Genomic DNA, 16,752 nt, shown 5'->3' with positions numbered 1-16,752 from the left:
GTGTTTGCAGACTCATTCGAAAGCCCCCCTTCCCCGCCCCTCATGAACGCGCGCCCGGCTAGGCAGGCGCGCGTCACGGGGTCAAGCAATGCGTCTATGCGCTCTGTCCCAAGTTTGGATGCAGAAGCGACGGCGCGGCGCCCAGCAGGAGCTTGGTGTAGGGATCCTGCGGGTTCTCGAAGACCTGCTTGGCAGGCCCCTGCTCCATGATCTGGCCGTGGTTCATGACGATGATGCGGTCAGAGATGTAGCGCTCCGTCTGGATGTCATGGCTGATGAAGACCATGGCAAGACCGAGCTCCTTCTTAAGGTCGGTCAGCAGGTTCAGAATCTGCGCACGCACCGACACGTCAAGCGCCGAAGTCGGCTCGTCGGCGATGATGACGTCGGGGTTCAGCGAAAGCGCACGGGCGATAGCGACACGCTGGCGCTGACCGCCGGAGAGCTGTCCGGGCAGGGCATACATGGCCGATGACGGAAGGCCGACGAGGCTCACGAGCTCGCGGGCGCGCTCTTCGCGCTCGTCCTCGTTGCCGACCTTGTGCACGATCAGGGGGTCGAGCAGCTGGTCATGAACCGACATACGAGGATTCAGCGCCGTAGCGGGATTCTGGAACACCACGGAGACCACGCGGCCGATCTTCTTGCGAATCTCGGCGGTGCGCTTCGTGACGTCCTCGCCCTTGAAGTACACATGGCCGGACGTAGGAGACTGCAGGCCGCACATGACGTTGGCTGTCGTGGACTTGCCGCAGCCGGACTCGCCTACGATACCGATGGTCTCGCCCGGCATGAGCTTGAGCGTAAGGCCGTTCACCGCATGGACCAGGTTCGGATGCAGAAGCGATCCCGTACGGGTCTTGAACGTTACGGAGATGTTGTCCAAGAAGATGATGGGCGTCTGCTGAGAGGTGTTCTCTGCCATTTACCTCACCTCCAGTCGAGAGACAAGACCGTTCTTGGCAAGCTCCTCGTCCGGAATCTCGGCGACATAGTGGTGCTCGACGCCGGGAACCTTCTTGAGGATGGGATGCACGTCGAGGCCGACCGTGGGGTGGCTCGAACGCGGGGCGAAGCGGTCGCCCTTCGGGAAGTCCGCCGGACTCGGCACGGAGCCGGGCACCTGGTGCAGGCGCTTGCCGTCGTGCGCCTCGATGGAGAGCACGGAGCCGAGCAGGCCCTGGGTGTACTCGTGGATCGGGTTCGTGAGCAGCTCCTTGGTGGGAGCGGACTCGACGACCTGGCCGGCGTACATGACGGTGATCTCGGAGGCGACCTCGGCGACGAGCGCCAGGTCGTGGGACACGAAGATCATGGCGAAGCCGAGCTTCTTCTGCAGGTCGTTCAAAAGCTTGATGACCTGCTTCTGCACGGTCACGTCGAGGGCGGTGGTGGGCTCGTCGCAGATGATGAGTGACGGGTCGCGCGTGAGCGCCATAGCGATGATCACGCGCTGGCACTGGCCGCCGGACAGCTCGTGCGGGTAGGACTCGAGCGTACGCTTGGGATCGAGGCCCACGAGCTCGAGCAGGTCTTCTGCCGAGCGGGTGCCGCCACGGCTGGTGAGCTGCTTCATCTGGGCGGAGATGAGCATCGAGGGGTTAAGCGCGGAGAGCGAGTCCTGATAGACCATGGCGAGCTCGTGGCCCAGCAGCTTGCGATGCTCTTCCTTGGAGAGCTTCAGCAGGTCCTGCCCCTTATAGAGCACCTCGCCGGTGATGCGGGCGTTGTCGGGCAGCAGGTTCATGATGGTCTTGGTGGTGATGGACTTGCCGCAGCCGGACTCGCCTACGAGCGCCATGCACTGGCCGGGACGCACGTCGAAGGAGACGTTGTCGACGACGTGGACGTCTCCGTGGCGCGGGAAGCCGATCGAGAGGTTCTTGACCTGCAGCAGCGGCTCGACCGAATAGTCGGGGACGCGGCGGTCAGTACGGGCGAGCTCGACCTTGCGAAGGGCGGACAGACGCATGTTCAGGGTCTCGGCCTGCTCCTTGTAGGCACGAACCGGGTCGGCGACGAGCAGGTCGGCCTCGCGACGGCTCTCGGAGTTCTCGTTGCTCACCGGAGCGGACGGGGCCGCTGCCATGGCGTCGGTCAGGCCCTCGGAGAGGATGTTGAGCGCCAGGCAGGTGACCATGATGGCGATGCCCGGGAAGAGCGCCTGCCACCAGCGACCAAGCAGCACGCCGTCGCGGGCGGAGGACAGGATGTTGCCCCAGGTGGCGGTGGGCTCGGCGATGCCGGCGCCGATGAAGGTCAGCGACGCCTCGAAGATGATGGCGTCTGCGACGAGCGTCACGGTGAAGACCATGATGGGCGCGATGCAGTTACGCAGCACGTGCTTCATCAAGATCCACGGGGCGCGGGCACCGGAGACGATGACGGCGCGCACGTAGTCCTCACCGTACTCGGACACCACGTTCGCGCGCACGATACGCGCGATCTGCGGGGTGTACATGAAGCCGATCGAGAAGATGATGGCCGGCACGGAGTTGCCGAGGATCAGCACCAGGATGGCCGCCAGCGCGATGCCCGGGATGGACATGATGACGTCCAGCACGCGCATGATGACCTCGGAGACCGCCTTGCGGGAAACCGCGGCGAGGGCGCCCACGATCGAGCCGCACACGAGCGCGAAGAGCGTCGCGCCGAAGCCGATGATCAGCGAGTACTGTCCGCCGTAGAGCATGCGCGACAGGATGTCGCGGCCGGTGTTGTCCGTACCGAAGATATGGTCGGCGCTCGGCGGCTGATATGCCTGGGTGATCTCGAGCGGGTTATGCGGAGCGATGACCGGCGCCAGGATGGCGGAGAGCGCCACCAGGACGAGCAGGACGAGCGAGATCTTGCTCGGCGTGCTCATGTTCTTGATGCCGGTGAACTTGGAGCTCTTGGCGGCAGCCGCCTCGAGCTTCTGAGTCTGCTTCTCTCTAATCTTTACCATGAGGCCTACACCGTCCTAATGCGCGGGTTGATGAGCAGATAGAGCATGTCAACCACGATGTTGATGATGACGAAGGCCAGTGCCACCACAACGACGACGCCCTGGACGAGCATGATCTCGCCGCCGGTGATGCCCTGCTGGATGAGCGTGCCCATGCCGGGGAGCGCGAAGATGACCTCGATGACCACGGCGCCACCCATGAGGTAGCCGATCTTGAGGCCGAGGGTGGTGACAGGGGTGATGAGGGCGTTGCGCAGAACGTTCTTGGCAACGACGACGTTCTCGGGAAGGCCGCCGCCGCGAGCCGTCTGCACATAGTCCTTATCGAGCTCCTCGACCATGGCGGTACGCACGATACGCGTCATCTGGCCGATAACCGGGAAGGCAAGGGCGATGGCGGGCATGATCATGCGGCCGAAATAGCCTGCAGGGTTGGTGAACAGGTTGGGAAGCGCGCCCGAAGACGGGAAGACGCGCGTAAGGCCGCCGATGGTGACGGCGAGGATGAGCAGGACCGCCAGCCAGAACGACGGCGTGGCGATTCCTGCGATGGATATCACGCGTATGATCTGGTCTGGCCATTTATCTCTATATAGTGCCGATATCACGCCAAGGGTGAACGAGAACACCGCCGCCAGAAGCAAGCCGAAGAAGGTGAGCTGCATCGTGATGGGCAGGGCGGAGGCGATGGCGGTCGCCACGGGCGTCTGACGGCTGCCATAGGTGCCGAGGTCGCCCTGAACAAGGCCGGCAATATAGTCGACATAGCGAACGGGCCACGGGTCATTCATTCCGTGCTCGTCCATGTACTGCTCAACCTGCTCCGGAGAGGCGCCCTCGCCAAGGACGGTACGCGCAGGGATTGAGGGGTCGGTAAAGGACATGAGGAAGAACACCAGCAAAGTGACGCCCAAGGCCATGATCGGCAGCGCGATGATGCGTCGCCCGACGAGACGCAAAAGGTTGTTCATATCCTCTCCTCTCTCTTCTTGTCAACAGCATTTACAGGAGGGGCCCGAGCAAAGGCTGCCCGGACCCCTCGCACGACTGACCAGCTCCCCCTCTGCTAGGAAGAGGAGAGATGGGCTTGTAGGCTACGCGCTGACCGTCTTGCAATCGATGAAGCTCATGCCCGTGGTGCCGATGCCCTTGAAGCCCTCGATGGCAACGCCGTTAGGCGCCGTCGCCGGATCGGCCCAGGAGGCGGTAACCGTCTGGACGTGGACCAGCGGGTACAGGACGCAGTTGTCAGCGATGATGTCGTAGACCTGCTTCCACGTGGCCTGCTGCTCGTCGCCAGACTGGCCGAGAGCGGTGTTCATGAGCTCACGGATCTGGGCGAACTCAGCCGAGCCGCTCCAGCCGGTACGGGTCTGCTGCCAGACGTTGTCGCCGTACCACCAGTTGAGCAGCAGGTCGGGGTCGGCGCCCCAGCAGGACGGGTCGCCCGGGGCGATGAGGATGTCGAAGTCATCCGAGCCGCCGTCGATGGCAGCATAGGTGGCCTGCGAGGTCTCGGTCTTGATCTCGACGGTGAAGCCGAGGGCCTCGAGATCCTGCTGGGCCTGGATGCCCATCTGCTCGGCCTGGGTGTTGTCCGTGGTGCGGATGATGAGGTTGCCCGGGGTCACGCCGGCCTCGGAGAGCAGGCTGCTGGCCTGGTCCTGGTCGTAGCTGTAGACCGTGGAGGCCTCCTGATAGTTCGGGAAGTCGACCGGGATGTAGGACTTGGCGGTGGCGGCGAGGCCGCTGAAGATGTTCTCGATCATCTGGTCCGTGTTGATGGCGTACATGATGGCCTTACGGGCGGTCACGTTGTCCCACGGAGCCTTGGTGGTGTTGAACATGATGAAGCGGGTGCCGAAGCCCTGGACCTGGTCGACCTTGCAGCCGGCGTCCTCGATGGTGGAGATGGCGTCAGCGGTGACAGACTCCATGACGAGCGTGGTGCCCTGCTGCTGAGCGGTCATACGGGCGGTGGCGTCGGTGAGGATGTCATAGTGCAGGCCGGAGTCGGCAGCGGCGTGGTCGCCGTTGTAGTTGGGGTTCGGCACGAGGTCGACGCTGTTATCGGTGATGGCGTCATACATCCAAGGGCCGGAGCCGACCGGGGTGTCGGCGAGCTCGTCGTCGGTGGTGCCGGCGGGGAACACGCGGACGAGCGCCAGGCGCTCCTTGAGCAGCGAGAAGTTCGCGATGGAGGTGGTCACCGTGATGGTGGTGTCGTCGGTGGCCTCGAGCGAGTCGATCGGGGTCAGGAAGGCCGCATAGGTGGCGTTGGCCTTGGTGCGGTCGAAGGACTCGACGATGTCCTCGGTGGTCACGGGGTCGCCCGTGGAGAACGCGGCGCCCTCGCGCACGGTGATGGTGAAGTGGGTCTCGTCGACCTGCTCGGGATCGCCCGTGGCGAGCTCGGTGAAGGTGGAGTAGTCATGCGGATCGGTGCCGTAGAGGCCCTCGAGCACATGCCAGTTGGCGCCCAGGCAGAAGGCGGACGAGGTGGACGTGGGGTTGTAGTCGGACGGAGCATAGGCAGAGCCGGCGGTGATGGTGCCGCCACCCTCGGTGCCGGCGGTTCCGGTGCTACCGGAAGGGGTGGTGGTGTCCCCGCCGCAGCCAGCAAGGCCGAGGCCGGCAACCGCCGCGGCGCCGCCAGCGACGCCAAGGAACGTACGCCGTGTCATGTCACGCATGATGTCTCCAATCTTTTGGCGCCTCCCCTTCTCACGCAGGGAGGGGGACGCATTTGTGGACACCACTAACATACCGGGCACATTCATTTTTACCGTTGGCTTCTCGGTGAACGGGCCTTACCGCACGCAGACGGTAAATGATACCGTTCATCGCTTAAGGTTGACACTCTGGACTGGTGGTGGTAGCAAGCATACCAGTTGCCCATTTTTGGCTATCTGTTTCCCATTTTGCCTGACGCACTTGCCATTTAGCAGCACTTTTCATTAATTGTCTAGGCAAGGTGTTTTAATACCACCTATGTCAAGCATCGGTAGAGCGCCGTGTGCCACTTCACAAAAGTTTCTAGAGCTCGCCGACGTCGCCATCGGGTCGAGGGGCGCCCTCCCATGCACGCAGAGTATCGTAGACGGCACGCGCCACCTGTTGGGGCATGCCCCTCACCGCGGCGATGTCCTCGACGCTCGCGGCGCGCAGCCGCTTCATGGATCCAAAATGCCTCATGATCGCCTTCTTGCGCGTGGGGCCGACCCCCTCGACCTCGTCGAGGACCGACACCGTCATGGCCTTGTCGCGCAGCTCGCGATGGAAGGTGATCGCAAATCGATGCGCCTCGTCGCGCACCTGCTTGATGAGGTACAGCGAGGCGGACCCGTTGGGCAGCACCACCGGCGTGTCGTCCCAGGGCACGAAGACCTCCTCGTCGGCCTTGGCGAGGCCGCAGACGGGAATGTCGAGCCCGAGCTCTTCCAGCTGCGTGAGCGCCGCGGTGAGCTGCGGCTTGCCGCCATCCACCACGAGCAGGTCGGGCTTTGAGCCAAAGCGCTCGTCCGCCATGCGCTCCGGGGCGTACCTGCGCCCAAGGACCTCCTGCATGGACATGAAGTCGTTCGCCTCGCCCGTGACGCCGCGCACCTTGAAGCGTCGATACTGGCCCTTGTCGGCGCGACCGTTGGTGAACACCACCATCGAGGCGACGGTGAAGCGGCCGTGGATGGTCGAGATGTCGAAGCATTCGATGCGCATGGGAGGGGCGGGCAGGGCGAGGGCGCTTTCGAGCTGCAGGAGCGCCTGGTTCGTACGGTCGTCGGCATAGCCGGTGCGCATCATATAGCGCATGAGCGCGTGCCGGGCGTTGCGCTCGCACGTCTCCAGGAGATGGCGCTTCTCGCCACGCCTCGGGCGATGCAGGCGGCATACGTGCCCGCGCTTGGCCGTGAGCCACTCCCCCAGCACCTCGGCATCGGACACGTCGATCGCGACATCCACCTCGTGCGGAATGTCGGCGGTCTCGTCGTAATACCGCTTGATGAAGCCCGAGACCAGCTCGTCCTCGTCCACGTCGAGGCCCTTGTCGAGGATGAACTCGCAGCTGCGTACGGTGCGCCCCTCGCGCACCACGAACACGCAGGCGCCGGCGATGGTCTCTTCGCGGTAGAACCCGATGAGGTCGATGTCCACGCTCGACGGAAAGACCACCTGCTGGCGGTCGTCCAGGCCCGAGATGACCTCAAGGCGGCGCTTCACGCGCGCGGCGCGCTCGAAGTCGAGCTCCTGGGCGGCGCGCTGCATCTCGGCAGACAGTTCGTCGGTGACCTCGCGGCGGCGCCCCGACAAGAACCGCTCCACGCGCCGGACGTTTTTCGCGTACTCCTCTGGCGTGATGGCGCCCACGCACGCGCCGGGGCCACGCCCCACGTGGTAGTCAAAGCAGGGTCGCCCCTTCTGGGCGCACACGAGATTGATGATGTCGGCATCGTCGCCATGGGAGGCGATAAGCCGACGCGTGCGGCGCCATTCGGCGCAGGTCGCGCTGCAGATGGGAATGACCTTGCGAATGGTGTCGATGGTGTCACGCGCGGCGCGGCTGTCGGTATAGGGGCCGAAGTAGCGCGTGCCCGCCTTGTGGCGCTCGCGCGTGTACTTGATCGCAGGATACACGTCGCCTTTCGTGATGGCGATGAAGGGGTAGCTCTTGTCGTCCTTGAAGTCGACGTTGAAGTAGGGGTGATACTGGCCGATCAGGTTGCGCTCGAGCACGAGCGCCTCGTGCTCGGTGTCCACCACGATATAGTCGAAGCTCGCAACGAGCTGCATCATGAGCGGAATCTTCGCGCGGTCGTCGGTCAGCTGCACGTACTGCTTCATGCGGGCGCGGAGGTTTTTGGCCTTGCCCACGTAGATGACCTCGCCCGAAGCATCCTTCCACAGGTAGCATCCAGGGCTCGTGGGGACACGGGACACCTGCTCGGCAAGGCTCGGCGCCGCGGGGGCGAGCCCCGAGGCGGGCGGGCGGGAGCCTTCGGAGACAGGGCCGCCGAGGCCCGCCGGAACAGACCCGGCGGGCCTGTCGTGCCAAGAAGTATCTGCCATCCCCTACCGCCTCACGCGACGGGCGAGCGAGCGCAGCATATCCGCCTCGGGCAACTTGAGCGCCACGGCGGGGCCGAACGTCACGAGCAGCGAGACGATGCCGCCCGCGGCGACATACGCCACGGTCTGCAGCATGCCCGCGGTCTGCGTCGTGCCGTCGGCAAGGGTCGTGGCAAGCGGGCCCACGAAGGCCTCGAGCAGGGCGAGCACCCCGCCGCCCGCCGCCGCGCCAAGCCCGCCAAGCAGCAGGCCGAAACCGAGGCCATGCAGAATGGTGCGCACGCGAAGCCCGTGGAGGCGGCGACGCATCCAGATGAGCGCCCCCAGGTCGGAGACAACATACGACGCCGTCATGGAAAGCGCGATGAACGGCATGCCGCCGCCTGCGCCCACCGCGAGAACGAGCGACCAGGCCACCTCGGCGACGGCGCCCGCCAGCATGAACAGGGCGTAGGGACGCATGTCGCGAAGCGCCGAACAGCCCTTCTGCATGAGCATGCATACGCCGTAAAACGGCAGCGAGACCGCCAGGAAGCGCAGATACTCGCTCACCAGCTCGACGCCCGCGAGGTCGAAACGGCCCGAGCAATACACCATGTTGAGCGGGAAGCTGAACACCATGAGGTAGAGCGCGAAGGGCACCAAGAAGAAGAGCTGCTGGGCGATGCCGCGCGACATGCCCGCGCGCACCGCGTCGTCGTCGCCCCGGGTGGCATCACGCGCGAGCTCGGTATAGAGCGCCGTATTGAGCGAGACCGAGAGCAGCGCATAGGGCAAGGTGTACCACAGGCGCGCGTAGGCGATCACCGACGCGCCGGTTCCGGGCTGGACCGCGAGCGCCGAAGAGTTCTGCACCGAGGCGGTCACGAGCGTGCACAGGGTAGCGAGCAGCGTGGGCACGCCGAGCTCGAGCGTCTTCTTGAGCAGCGGGTCACGCAGGTTGATATGCATGCGCGGGTGCACGCCATGCTTGGCGAGCGCCGGAATCTGGCAGGCCATCTGCACGAAGACGCCGAGCGTGGTGCCCACGGCGAGCACCGTCAGCGCAAGCTGCTGGCTGATGGGCTCGAGCACCGGGAAGAGCGCGAACGCGGCGATGACCACCACGTTGTTCAGCACGGGGGCGAAGTTGCTCCAGAAATAGTCGCGATGCGCGTTGAGCACGCCGGAGAACACCGAGCCCAGCCCGTAGAACAGAATCTGCAGCGCAAAGAACCTGAAGAAGTAGACGGCGACGTCCATCTCCTGTCCGTCGCTCATAAACGACTGGGTCCAGATGATCGCCGGCGCAAAGACCACGGCAAGGACCGAGACCACGCCCAGCAGCACCAGCAGCACCGAGAGCAGGTTGCCTACGTAGTCGTTTGCGGCCTCGCGCCCGCCGTTGCGGCGCGCGTCCATGTAGACCGGCAAGAACGCGGTCACGAGCATGCCGCCCACCACGAGCTCGTACAGCATGTTGGGCAGGTTGTTGGCGATGTTGTAGGATGACGCGAGGAACGACACGCCAAAGGCGATGCCCATCACCCAGGTGCGGGCAAATCCCGTGAGACGCGAGATGATGATGAGCCCGGTCATGAGGCCGGCGGAGCGGCCGACGCTCTCATAGTCGCCGGCGCCGTCGAAATCGTCGTCGGACGAGGACGCCGCAACAGCGGCCCGCCCGTCCTCGGGCGCGTCGAGCTCGGCCGCCAGCGCGCCGGTGGGAGCGGCAGGCACGACGTCGTCGAGCCTGCCCGTGCTCGCCGCGCCCTCGTCATCAAGCACGCCGAGCCGTCCGGTCTGCGAGGCGGCGCCGCTTGCCGCGGCGACATGCATGCCGCCGTCTGCCGGCGCGGCGACGTCGCCCGCCGAGACAGCATGGGCGCCCCGGACAGGAGCCGCGTCCGCGGGCGCCGCGTGGCGGCCGACGGCGGATGCGGGCGCCTGCGCTTGCTTGGCCAGCCCTGCGCGCAGGGCGGCGTCCAAAAACACGCTCGTCTCGTCCGGACGCGGCTTTCTCTCAGCATGCCGATAAGACTGCGCTGCCGCGACGAACACCGCGGTCTCGTCAGGGCGCGGGGCCTTCTTGTTCGCGCGCGGCGCGAAGTGCGATCCCTGGGGCCGCTCATCCACGTCCATGTCTGCGCTCCTTCCTCGCCGCAGCGCCTCGACGGCGCGCCATGCAGGGCATTAGGCGTAGTTCTTCGCCTCGGGCCCCCACACGTATTTCTTGAACTTCGATATCTGATGGTAGTACGTAAGGCTCGCCCAGAAGTGCTGGGAGGCCCCGTCGCGATTCCAATACAGCGGGAAGGCGGCGGTGCCGTCGCGGAAGGCGTCGAGCACCTGACGGCGGAGCGCCTCGTCGGCAACAGAGCGACGGACCACATAGGGCGGCACCGTGGTATAGACAAACGGCTCGTCGGCATCGAGGCGGCCCTGGGACTTGCCCAACACGAGGTCGTCGACCATGACCTTGGCGAAGTTGACGCCTGCCTGGCGCACGAACGCGGAGCTGCGGCCGGGGCGCGTATTGATCTCGAAGAAGCGATACGACCCGTCGCGCTCGTCAAACTTCACGTCGAAGTTCGCCATCCCGTGGTAGCCCACGTGGCGCATGAAGCACAGGGCGTCCTCCATCACCTTGCGGTTGCGTTCGGGAATGATGATGGCGGGGTTGCCGATGGCGCCGGGGGCATGGTCCTCCAGGATCACGCGGCCGCCGCACATGAAGACCGGATCCCCCTGGGCATCGGTGTACGCCGAGAGGATGCGGATCTGCGTGTCGTCTCCGGGCACGAACTCCTGCACGATGAGCGAGCGGTCGTAGGTCGATGCCTGCAAGCTCTCGAAGATACTCGCGAGCTCGTCGCGGTCGTGAACCAGAAACACCTTCTTCTTGTTGGGAATCTCAGCGTAGTGATAGGCCGCCGAATTGGACGGCTTGGCGATGAGCGGGTAGTCGAAACCGCCATCGTCCACCGTCGCCGCGGGGTCGGCGCAGTCCAAAAAGACCGTCCGCGGATACGGGATGCCCACCTCGTCGCAGATCTTGTAGAAGTTCTCCTTCTGGGTGATCTCGTCGAGCAGGTCGAAGTCGATATAGGGCACATGGAAGCGCTGCTGAAGGGTGGCCTTGTGCTCGGAGATGAGGCGCGCGTAGTGGTCGCCGCAGCCCACCAGGAAGGGGATCTTGCCCTCGTTGATAAGGCGCTCGCCCATATCCATGAGCAGGGGCACCATGGTGTCCGCCTGGTCGAGGTCGCTCACCACGCGATAGTCTACAAACCGGCTGCGCGACACCGACTTCACGTCGGCGGAGCCCAGCACGATGGAGCGCACCCCGTAGGCCTCCTGGAAGCACCGCACGAAGGCGTAGCAGCTAAAATCCGATCCAACGATCACCGGCTGAAGCAGGCGCGGCAGGTCGCGCTCATCGGGAGCGACACTCAGCATGGACATCTCGATTCTCGTCGTGACGCGAGCCGTGAGGATGCCCGGCCTCGCGTGAGCTGGCATGATAACAGGGCAGCATTGTAGTGGCTGCGCGCCGCGTTGCGCCAAAAGCCACATAAACAGGATAGCGCGCAGCGCCAAACGACCCCGGAGACGGTCGCCCCGTACCTCAGCCGCGCGTGATGGCGGCAACCTTGGCGCCGGTCACCTTCACGAGGTCATCCGGAGACAGCTCCACCTGTAGGCCGCGGCGCCCGCCGGAGACGCAGACGGTGTCGAACAGCACGCAGGTCTCATCGACAACCGTGGGAAACCGCTTTTTCATCCCTATGGGAGAGCATCCGCCGCGGATGTACCCCGTGAGCCCCACCAGGTCGCGCACATGCACCATGGCAAGCGACTTCTCGCCCAGAATGCGCGCCGCGGCCTTGAGGTCGAGCTCCTCTGCCACGGGGATGCAGCAGACGGCATGTCCGCCCGAAGCCGTCGAGCACACGAGCGTCTTGAATACCGCCGAAGGGTCCTCGCCGAGCTGCTCGCAGACATGCACGCCCGACAGGTCGTCCTCGTCAACCTCGTAGACGTGCTCGGTATAGGCGACGCCCGCGCGCTCGAGCTCGCGCATGGCGTTGGTCTTCTTGACGTCCTTGGCACCCATGACGCCCCTCCCCTCGCTGGCTCTCCATAACCTCGGCACAGCCGCCAGATGCGTTGCTGGTAGTATTTGATGGTACTCAACCGCCCGGTGAACGGAGTATTCCGCATGGAAAAACAGACACTCGGCGTAATCGGCGGCATGGGCCCCGAGGCCACCGCCTATTTCTACGAGCAGGTCATTCAACATACGCGCGCCGCGTCCGACCAGGAACACCTGGACATGGTGATCCTGTCGTGCGCCTCGATGCCCGACCGCACCGCCTCCATCCAATCGGGCGACCACGATGCGATTCTCTCATGCATGCGCGGCTGCGTGAGGCGACTCGAGGCCTGCGACGCCCGCGTCATCGCCATTCCGTGCAACACCTCGCACTACTACTACGACACCATTCAGAGCTTCACGCAGGTGCCCATCATCCACATGCCCCGCGAGACGGTCCGCGCCTGCGCGCAGGACCCTGCCGTGCGGCGCATCGGCATCATGGGGACCGACGGCACCGTGGGGGCCGGCGTATACGCGCGCGAATGCGAGCGCCTGGGGATCGAGGCGGTCAACCCCTCGCCCGAGCGCCAGGCGGACGTCATGTCGCTCATCTATGACGACGTGAAGGCGGGGCGCACTCCGCGGCTCGACAAGCTCGAGCGCGTCCTGGGGTTCTTCGAGGATGCACGCTGCGACCGCATCATCCTTGCCTGCACCGAGCTGTCGGTGCTCAACCGCTATCGCACCATGCCCGAGGGCACCGTCGACGCCATGGACGTGCTCGTGCGGGAGTCCATCGTCCGCTGCGGCGGGACCTATCAGGCCTAGACGATTGCGTCGGGCGGCGGAGACGCCGGGCGGGCGGCAGGACGGCGGGTCTGGTGGCCGGCGGGTCAATAGGTCGGTGAGCCGGACTGTTGTCGGGACGTCAGGACGGCTGATTGATGGATTGAACGGTTGTCAAGATGACGGGACGATGGGTCGAGCGGTCGGAAGGACGGCGGAACGTCACCGATCCAAATACAACATGCAACTTTTTACGTTTTCAGCTTCAAAACGTAAAAAGTTGCATGTTGAGGAGAGACCGGGCAGCGAAAACGACGAGATGCGCGGCGGCGCCACCGAAGGCGCCGACCTGCGCCGAGGCGGAGAGCCAACGTGGATGGCGCCCGGACCGTCGGAAGGACGGCCCGGGCGGCGGCTGTAATTCAGCGAACCTCGCGCCATGGCCCCGGCGGGCCAGGGGCAACACCTTGTGCCATGACCCCGGCGAACCCGAGACAACTTGTTTTGCAGAATGGACGCCCGCCAGGGACTTGTTCTGCAGAATGGACGCGAAGCCCCTCCTGGAGGCACCTTGCCGTCCATTCTGCGATACAAGTGCCCCTAGGGCGGCCAAAATGCAGTAGAAAATCCCACTTGAGGCCGGTGCGGCAGCGCGGGCCCCTATTGGGGGCCGATGCCACCGCACGACCAACGAGGGCGAGGCACAAGGTGAGCCGGTCGGTCGCCGCGCCCACCTTGCTGCGGTCGCCACTTATGCAGCCACAGAGGGCCGCGGGCAAAGGCGTGACAACCGGGAGGCCGACCAGGCTAGCTGCCCTGCCTTGCGCGGTCGCGCTCGAGAATGGGGCCGAGGAACCGACCGGTATAGCTCTCGGGGCAGGCGGCGACCTCCTCGGGGGTGCCGGCGACCACGATGCGTCCGCCGCCGTCTCCGCCTTCCGGCCCGAGGTCGATGATGCGGTCTGCGACCTTGATCACGTCGAGGTTGTGCTCGATTACGAGCACCGTGTTCCCGGCGTCGACCAAGCGCTGCAGCACGTCGATCAGCTGGCGGACGTCCTCGAAATGAAGGCCGGTGGTGGGCTCGTCCAGGATGTAGAAGGTCTTGCCCGTCTGCTTGCGATGCAGTTCCTTGGCGAGCTTCACGCGCTGCGCCTCGCCGCCGGAGAGCGTCGTAGCCGGCTGGCCCAGGCGCACGTAGCCCAATCCGACATCGTAGAGCGTCTGCAGCTTGCGCTTGATCTGCGGGATGTTGCCGAAGAAGGCGAGCGCCTCGGTAACGCTCATGTCGAGCACGTCAGAGATGTTCTTCCCGCGATAGGTGACCTCGAGCGTCTCGCGGTTGTAGCGCTTGCCGCCGCACACCTCGCAGGGAACATAGATGTCGGGCAGGAAGTGCATCTCGATCTTGATCTGGCCGTCGCCCTTGCACGCCTCGCAGCGGCCGCCGCTCACGTTGAAGCTGAAACGTCCGGGAGAATAGCCGCGCGCCTTAGACTCCGGCGTGCTTGCGAACAGCGCGCGCAGGTCGTCCCACAGGCCGATATAGGTCGCGGGGTTCGAGCGCGGCGTCCTGCCGATGGGCGTCTGATCGATATCGATGACCTTGTCGATCTCATCGATGCCCTCGATCTTCTTATAAGGTCCCACGGGACGCGCGGAGTGGTGAATGGCGTTGGTGAGAGCAGGCGCGACCGTATCGGTCACCAGCGAGCTCTTGCCCGACCCGGACACGCCGGTCACCACGGTAAACGTGCCGAACTCGATCTTGGCCGTCACGTTTTTCAAGTTGTTCGCCGTGCAGCCGCGCACCGTGAGGCAGCCGCGGCCCGGGCGGCGGCGCTCGTCGGGCAGACGCACCATGCGCGAGCCGGTAAGGTACTGCCCGGTGAGCGAGTCGGGGCATGCCATGACCTCCTCCGGCGTGCCGGCGCACACCACCTTGCCCCCGTGCTCGCCCGCACCGGGGCCCATGTCGATGACATAGTCCGCCGCCCGGATGGTGTCCTCGTCGTGCTCGACCACGATGACGGTGTTGCCGATGTCGCGCAGGCGCTCGAGCGTGGCGATGAGCCGCTCGTTGTCGCGCTGGTGCAGGCCGATCGACGGCTCGTCCAGGATGTAGAGCACGCCCATGAGGCCGGCGCCGATCTGGGTCGCCAGACGGATGCGCTGGGCCTCACCGCCCGAGAGGGTCGCCGAAGCGCGGTCCAGGGTGAGGTAGTCGAGACCCACGTCCACCAAGAAGCGAAGGCGCTCGACGATCTCCTTCACGATGCGCCCGCCGATGAACTCCTGGCGCTCGGTGAGCTCGAGTCCCTCGAAGAACGTGAGCGACTCGCGGCAGCTCAGGCAGCAGACATCGTAGATGGATTTGCCGCCCACCGTGACGGCGAGCATCTCGGGACGCAGGCGCGCGCCGTGACAGGCACGGCAGGGCTCCTCGCGGATGTACTTCTCAAGACGGGCCTTGGTGTTCTCGTTCGTCGTCTCGGCATAGCGCTCGTAGAGGATGTTGCGCACGCCCGAGTACTTGGTGAACCAATGCGTGTCGCGCCCGTCCTGGGTGTGGTAGTCGACGCGCATCTTCTTGTCGCCCAGGCCGTCGAGGAAGATCTTGCGGGCACGAGCGGGGAGGTCCTTCCAAGGGGTCGTGGGATCGACCTTCAGGTGCTTGCACAGGGCACGAAAGATCTGCGGATAGTAGTTGGATTTGCCGAAAAACGCGCCAAAGACGCCCTCCTCGATCGAAAGGTCGGGGTTCTCGATGAGCGCCTCGGCGTCGACCACCTTCTTGAAGCCCAGGCCGTCGCACTCCGGGCAGGCGCCGTAGGGCGCGTTGAAGGAGAAGTCGCGCGGCTGGAGGTCGTCGATGGAATGCCCGTGCTCGGGGCAGGCGAGCGCGAGCGAATACATGAGCAGGTCGCCCTGGGTGCCCTCGGGCGCATCGCGGTCGGGCAGCAGGTAGACGCCGACACGCCCCGACGCGAGCTGCGTGGCACGCTCGACGGCCTCGGCGATGCGGCCGATGGAGTTCTCGCGAATCACGATGCGGTCCACCACCACCTCGATGGTGTGGCGGAACTTCTTGTCGAGCTCGATGGGATCGTCCAGCGAGAGCACCTCGCCGTCTACGCGCACGCGGGAAAAGCCTTCGCGGCGCAGGTCGTCCAGGAGCTTGGCAAACTCTCCCTTGCGGTCGGTGACCACCGGGGCGAGCACGAAGGCGCGCCTCCCCTGGCCCGCCTCGAGGATCTTGTCGGCAACCTGGTCGGTGGTCTGGCGCTCGATCTCGCGCCCGCACTCGGGACAGTGCGGAGTGCCGATGCGCGCGAAGAGCAGGCGCAGGTAGTCGTAGATCTCGGTCACGGTACCCACGGTGGAGCGGGGATTTTTGGACGTGGTCTTCTGGTCGATGGAAACCGCCGGGGACAGGCCGTCGATGGAGTCGAGGTCCGGCTTGTCCATCTGGCCCAAAAACTGGCGCGCATAGCTGGAGAGACTCTCCACATAGCGACGCTGGCCCTCGGCATAGATGGTGTCGAAGGCGAGGCTCGACTTGCCCGAGCCCGAGAGGCCCGTGATCACGACGAGCTTGTCGCGCGGTATCTGGACGTCGACGTCGCGCAGATTGTGCTCGCGCGCGCCGCGTATGACGATGGAGGAATCTGACATAGACGCTCCTTGACGATCGAGATTCTCGCAACCTCGTAGTCTAGCGCAACGCGTCCGCAGAAGGCGGACACCTGTTCGAAAAATGAACGCCGCCATGGACTTTGCATGCCTTGTTCGATGCGCCTCAACACGCCCCCCGGGGGCGACGAGAACTCTTGCGGGCCTCCTTGTGCTACGCTGGAGCATGAAATATGTAAGCTCA

10 protein-coding genes are annotated in these 16,752 nt (G+C 65.0%); 1 reads left to right on the top strand and 9 read right to left on the bottom strand.

Annotated elements, in window-relative coordinates:
- Positions 1-94: 94 nt before the first annotated feature.
- The 8 genes from H6A15_RS06630 to ybaK all read right to left on the bottom strand — a co-directional run bounded on the left by H6A15_RS06630 (position 95) and on the right by ybaK (position 12,107).
- The gene (locus H6A15_RS06630; RefSeq protein ID WP_204672968.1) at positions 95-925 is read right to left on the bottom strand and encodes an ABC transporter ATP-binding protein; all 831 of its coding nucleotides are present in this window, start codon (positions 923-925) and stop codon (positions 95-97) included.
- Positions 926-2,947 (bottom strand): dipeptide/oligopeptide/nickel ABC transporter permease/ATP-binding protein, encoded by a 2,022-nt coding sequence (locus H6A15_RS06625; protein ID WP_239462429.1) that lies wholly within the window; start codon positions 2,945-2,947, stop codon positions 926-928. It abuts the gene before it with no gap.
- A 5-nt stretch (positions 2,948-2,952) separates the two neighbouring features.
- The gene (locus H6A15_RS06620; RefSeq protein ID WP_204672967.1) at positions 2,953-3,918 is read right to left on the bottom strand and encodes an ABC transporter permease; all 966 of its coding nucleotides are present in this window, start codon (positions 3,916-3,918) and stop codon (positions 2,953-2,955) included.
- A gap of 123 nt (positions 3,919-4,041) precedes the next feature.
- Positions 4,042-5,631, bottom strand: a complete 1,590-nt coding sequence (locus tag H6A15_RS06615; RefSeq protein ID WP_342635828.1) for an ABC transporter substrate-binding protein — start codon at positions 5,629-5,631, stop codon at positions 4,042-4,044.
- 352 nt (positions 5,632-5,983) lie between these two features.
- Entirely contained in the window at positions 5,984-8,011 is a 2,028-nt protein-coding gene (uvrC, locus tag H6A15_RS06610; RefSeq protein ID WP_204672965.1) for an excinuclease ABC subunit UvrC, read from the bottom strand.
- A 3-nt stretch (positions 8,012-8,014) separates the two neighbouring features.
- Complete coding sequence (gene murJ, locus H6A15_RS06605; protein WP_204672964.1) at positions 8,015-10,132, bottom strand: murein biosynthesis integral membrane protein MurJ; 2,118 nt, start codon at positions 10,130-10,132, stop codon at positions 8,015-8,017.
- 51 nt (positions 10,133-10,183) lie between these two features.
- Positions 10,184-11,512 (bottom strand): hypothetical protein, encoded by a 1,329-nt coding sequence (locus H6A15_RS06600; protein ID WP_239462428.1) that lies wholly within the window; start codon positions 11,510-11,512, stop codon positions 10,184-10,186.
- A 106-nt stretch (positions 11,513-11,618) separates the two neighbouring features.
- On the bottom strand, positions 11,619-12,107 hold the full coding sequence (ybaK, locus tag H6A15_RS06595; RefSeq protein WP_204672963.1) for a Cys-tRNA(Pro) deacylase: 489 nt from the start codon (positions 12,105-12,107) through the stop codon (positions 11,619-11,621).
- Between the two features lie 105 nt (positions 12,108-12,212).
- On the opposite strand from ybaK, the gene H6A15_RS06590 reads away from it, so the two are divergent.
- On the top strand, positions 12,213-12,917 hold the full coding sequence (locus H6A15_RS06590) for an aspartate/glutamate racemase family protein (protein ID WP_239462427.1): 705 nt from the start codon (positions 12,213-12,215) through the stop codon (positions 12,915-12,917).
- A 765-nt stretch (positions 12,918-13,682) separates the two neighbouring features.
- On the opposite strand, the gene uvrA is transcribed toward H6A15_RS06590, so the two are convergent.
- Positions 13,683-16,550, bottom strand: coding sequence for an excinuclease ABC subunit UvrA (gene uvrA, locus H6A15_RS06585; protein WP_204672961.1), 2,868 nt, complete (start codon positions 16,548-16,550; stop codon positions 13,683-13,685).
- Positions 16,551-16,752: the final 202 nt, after the last annotated feature.

Origin of the sequence: Enorma phocaeensis (assembly GCF_016901575.1) — a bacterium.
Classification (GTDB): Bacteria; Actinomycetota; Coriobacteriia; order Coriobacteriales; family Coriobacteriaceae; genus Limicola; species Limicola phocaeensis_A.
The sequence above is the reverse complement of the archived record's forward strand: the minus strand, read 5'-3'. Positions and strand labels throughout refer to the sequence as shown.

What these genes read in the sequence shown, in the direction of transcription:
- H6A15_RS06590 (WP_239462427.1), top strand. Translation starts at nt 12,213, where the DNA reads ATGGAAAAACAGACACTCGGCGTAATCGGCGGCATGGGCCCCGAGGCC.
- H6A15_RS06600 (WP_239462428.1), bottom strand. Translation starts at nt 11,512, where the DNA reads ATGCCAGCTCACGCGAGGCCGGGCATCCTCACGGCTCGCGTCACGACG.
- H6A15_RS06615 (WP_342635828.1), bottom strand. Translation starts at nt 5,631, where the DNA reads ATGACACGGCGTACGTTCCTTGGCGTCGCTGGCGGCGCCGCGGCGGTT.
- H6A15_RS06620 (WP_204672967.1), bottom strand. Translation starts at nt 3,918, where the DNA reads ATGAACAACCTTTTGCGTCTCGTCGGGCGACGCATCATCGCGCTGCCG.
- ybaK (WP_204672963.1), bottom strand. Translation starts at nt 12,107, where the DNA reads ATGGGTGCCAAGGACGTCAAGAAGACCAACGCCATGCGCGAGCTCGAG.
- murJ (WP_204672964.1), bottom strand. Translation starts at nt 10,132, where the DNA reads ATGGACGTGGATGAGCGGCCCCAGGGATCGCACTTCGCGCCGCGCGCG.
- uvrC (WP_204672965.1), bottom strand. Translation starts at nt 8,011, where the DNA reads ATGGCAGATACTTCTTGGCACGACAGGCCCGCCGGGTCTGTTCCGGCG.
- uvrA (WP_204672961.1), bottom strand. Translation starts at nt 16,550, where the DNA reads ATGTCAGATTCCTCCATCGTCATACGCGGCGCGCGCGAGCACAATCTG.
- H6A15_RS06630 (WP_204672968.1), bottom strand. Translation starts at nt 925, where the DNA reads ATGGCAGAGAACACCTCTCAGCAGACGCCCATCATCTTCTTGGACAAC.
- H6A15_RS06625 (WP_239462429.1), bottom strand. Translation starts at nt 2,947, where the DNA reads ATGGTAAAGATTAGAGAGAAGCAGACTCAGAAGCTCGAGGCGGCTGCC.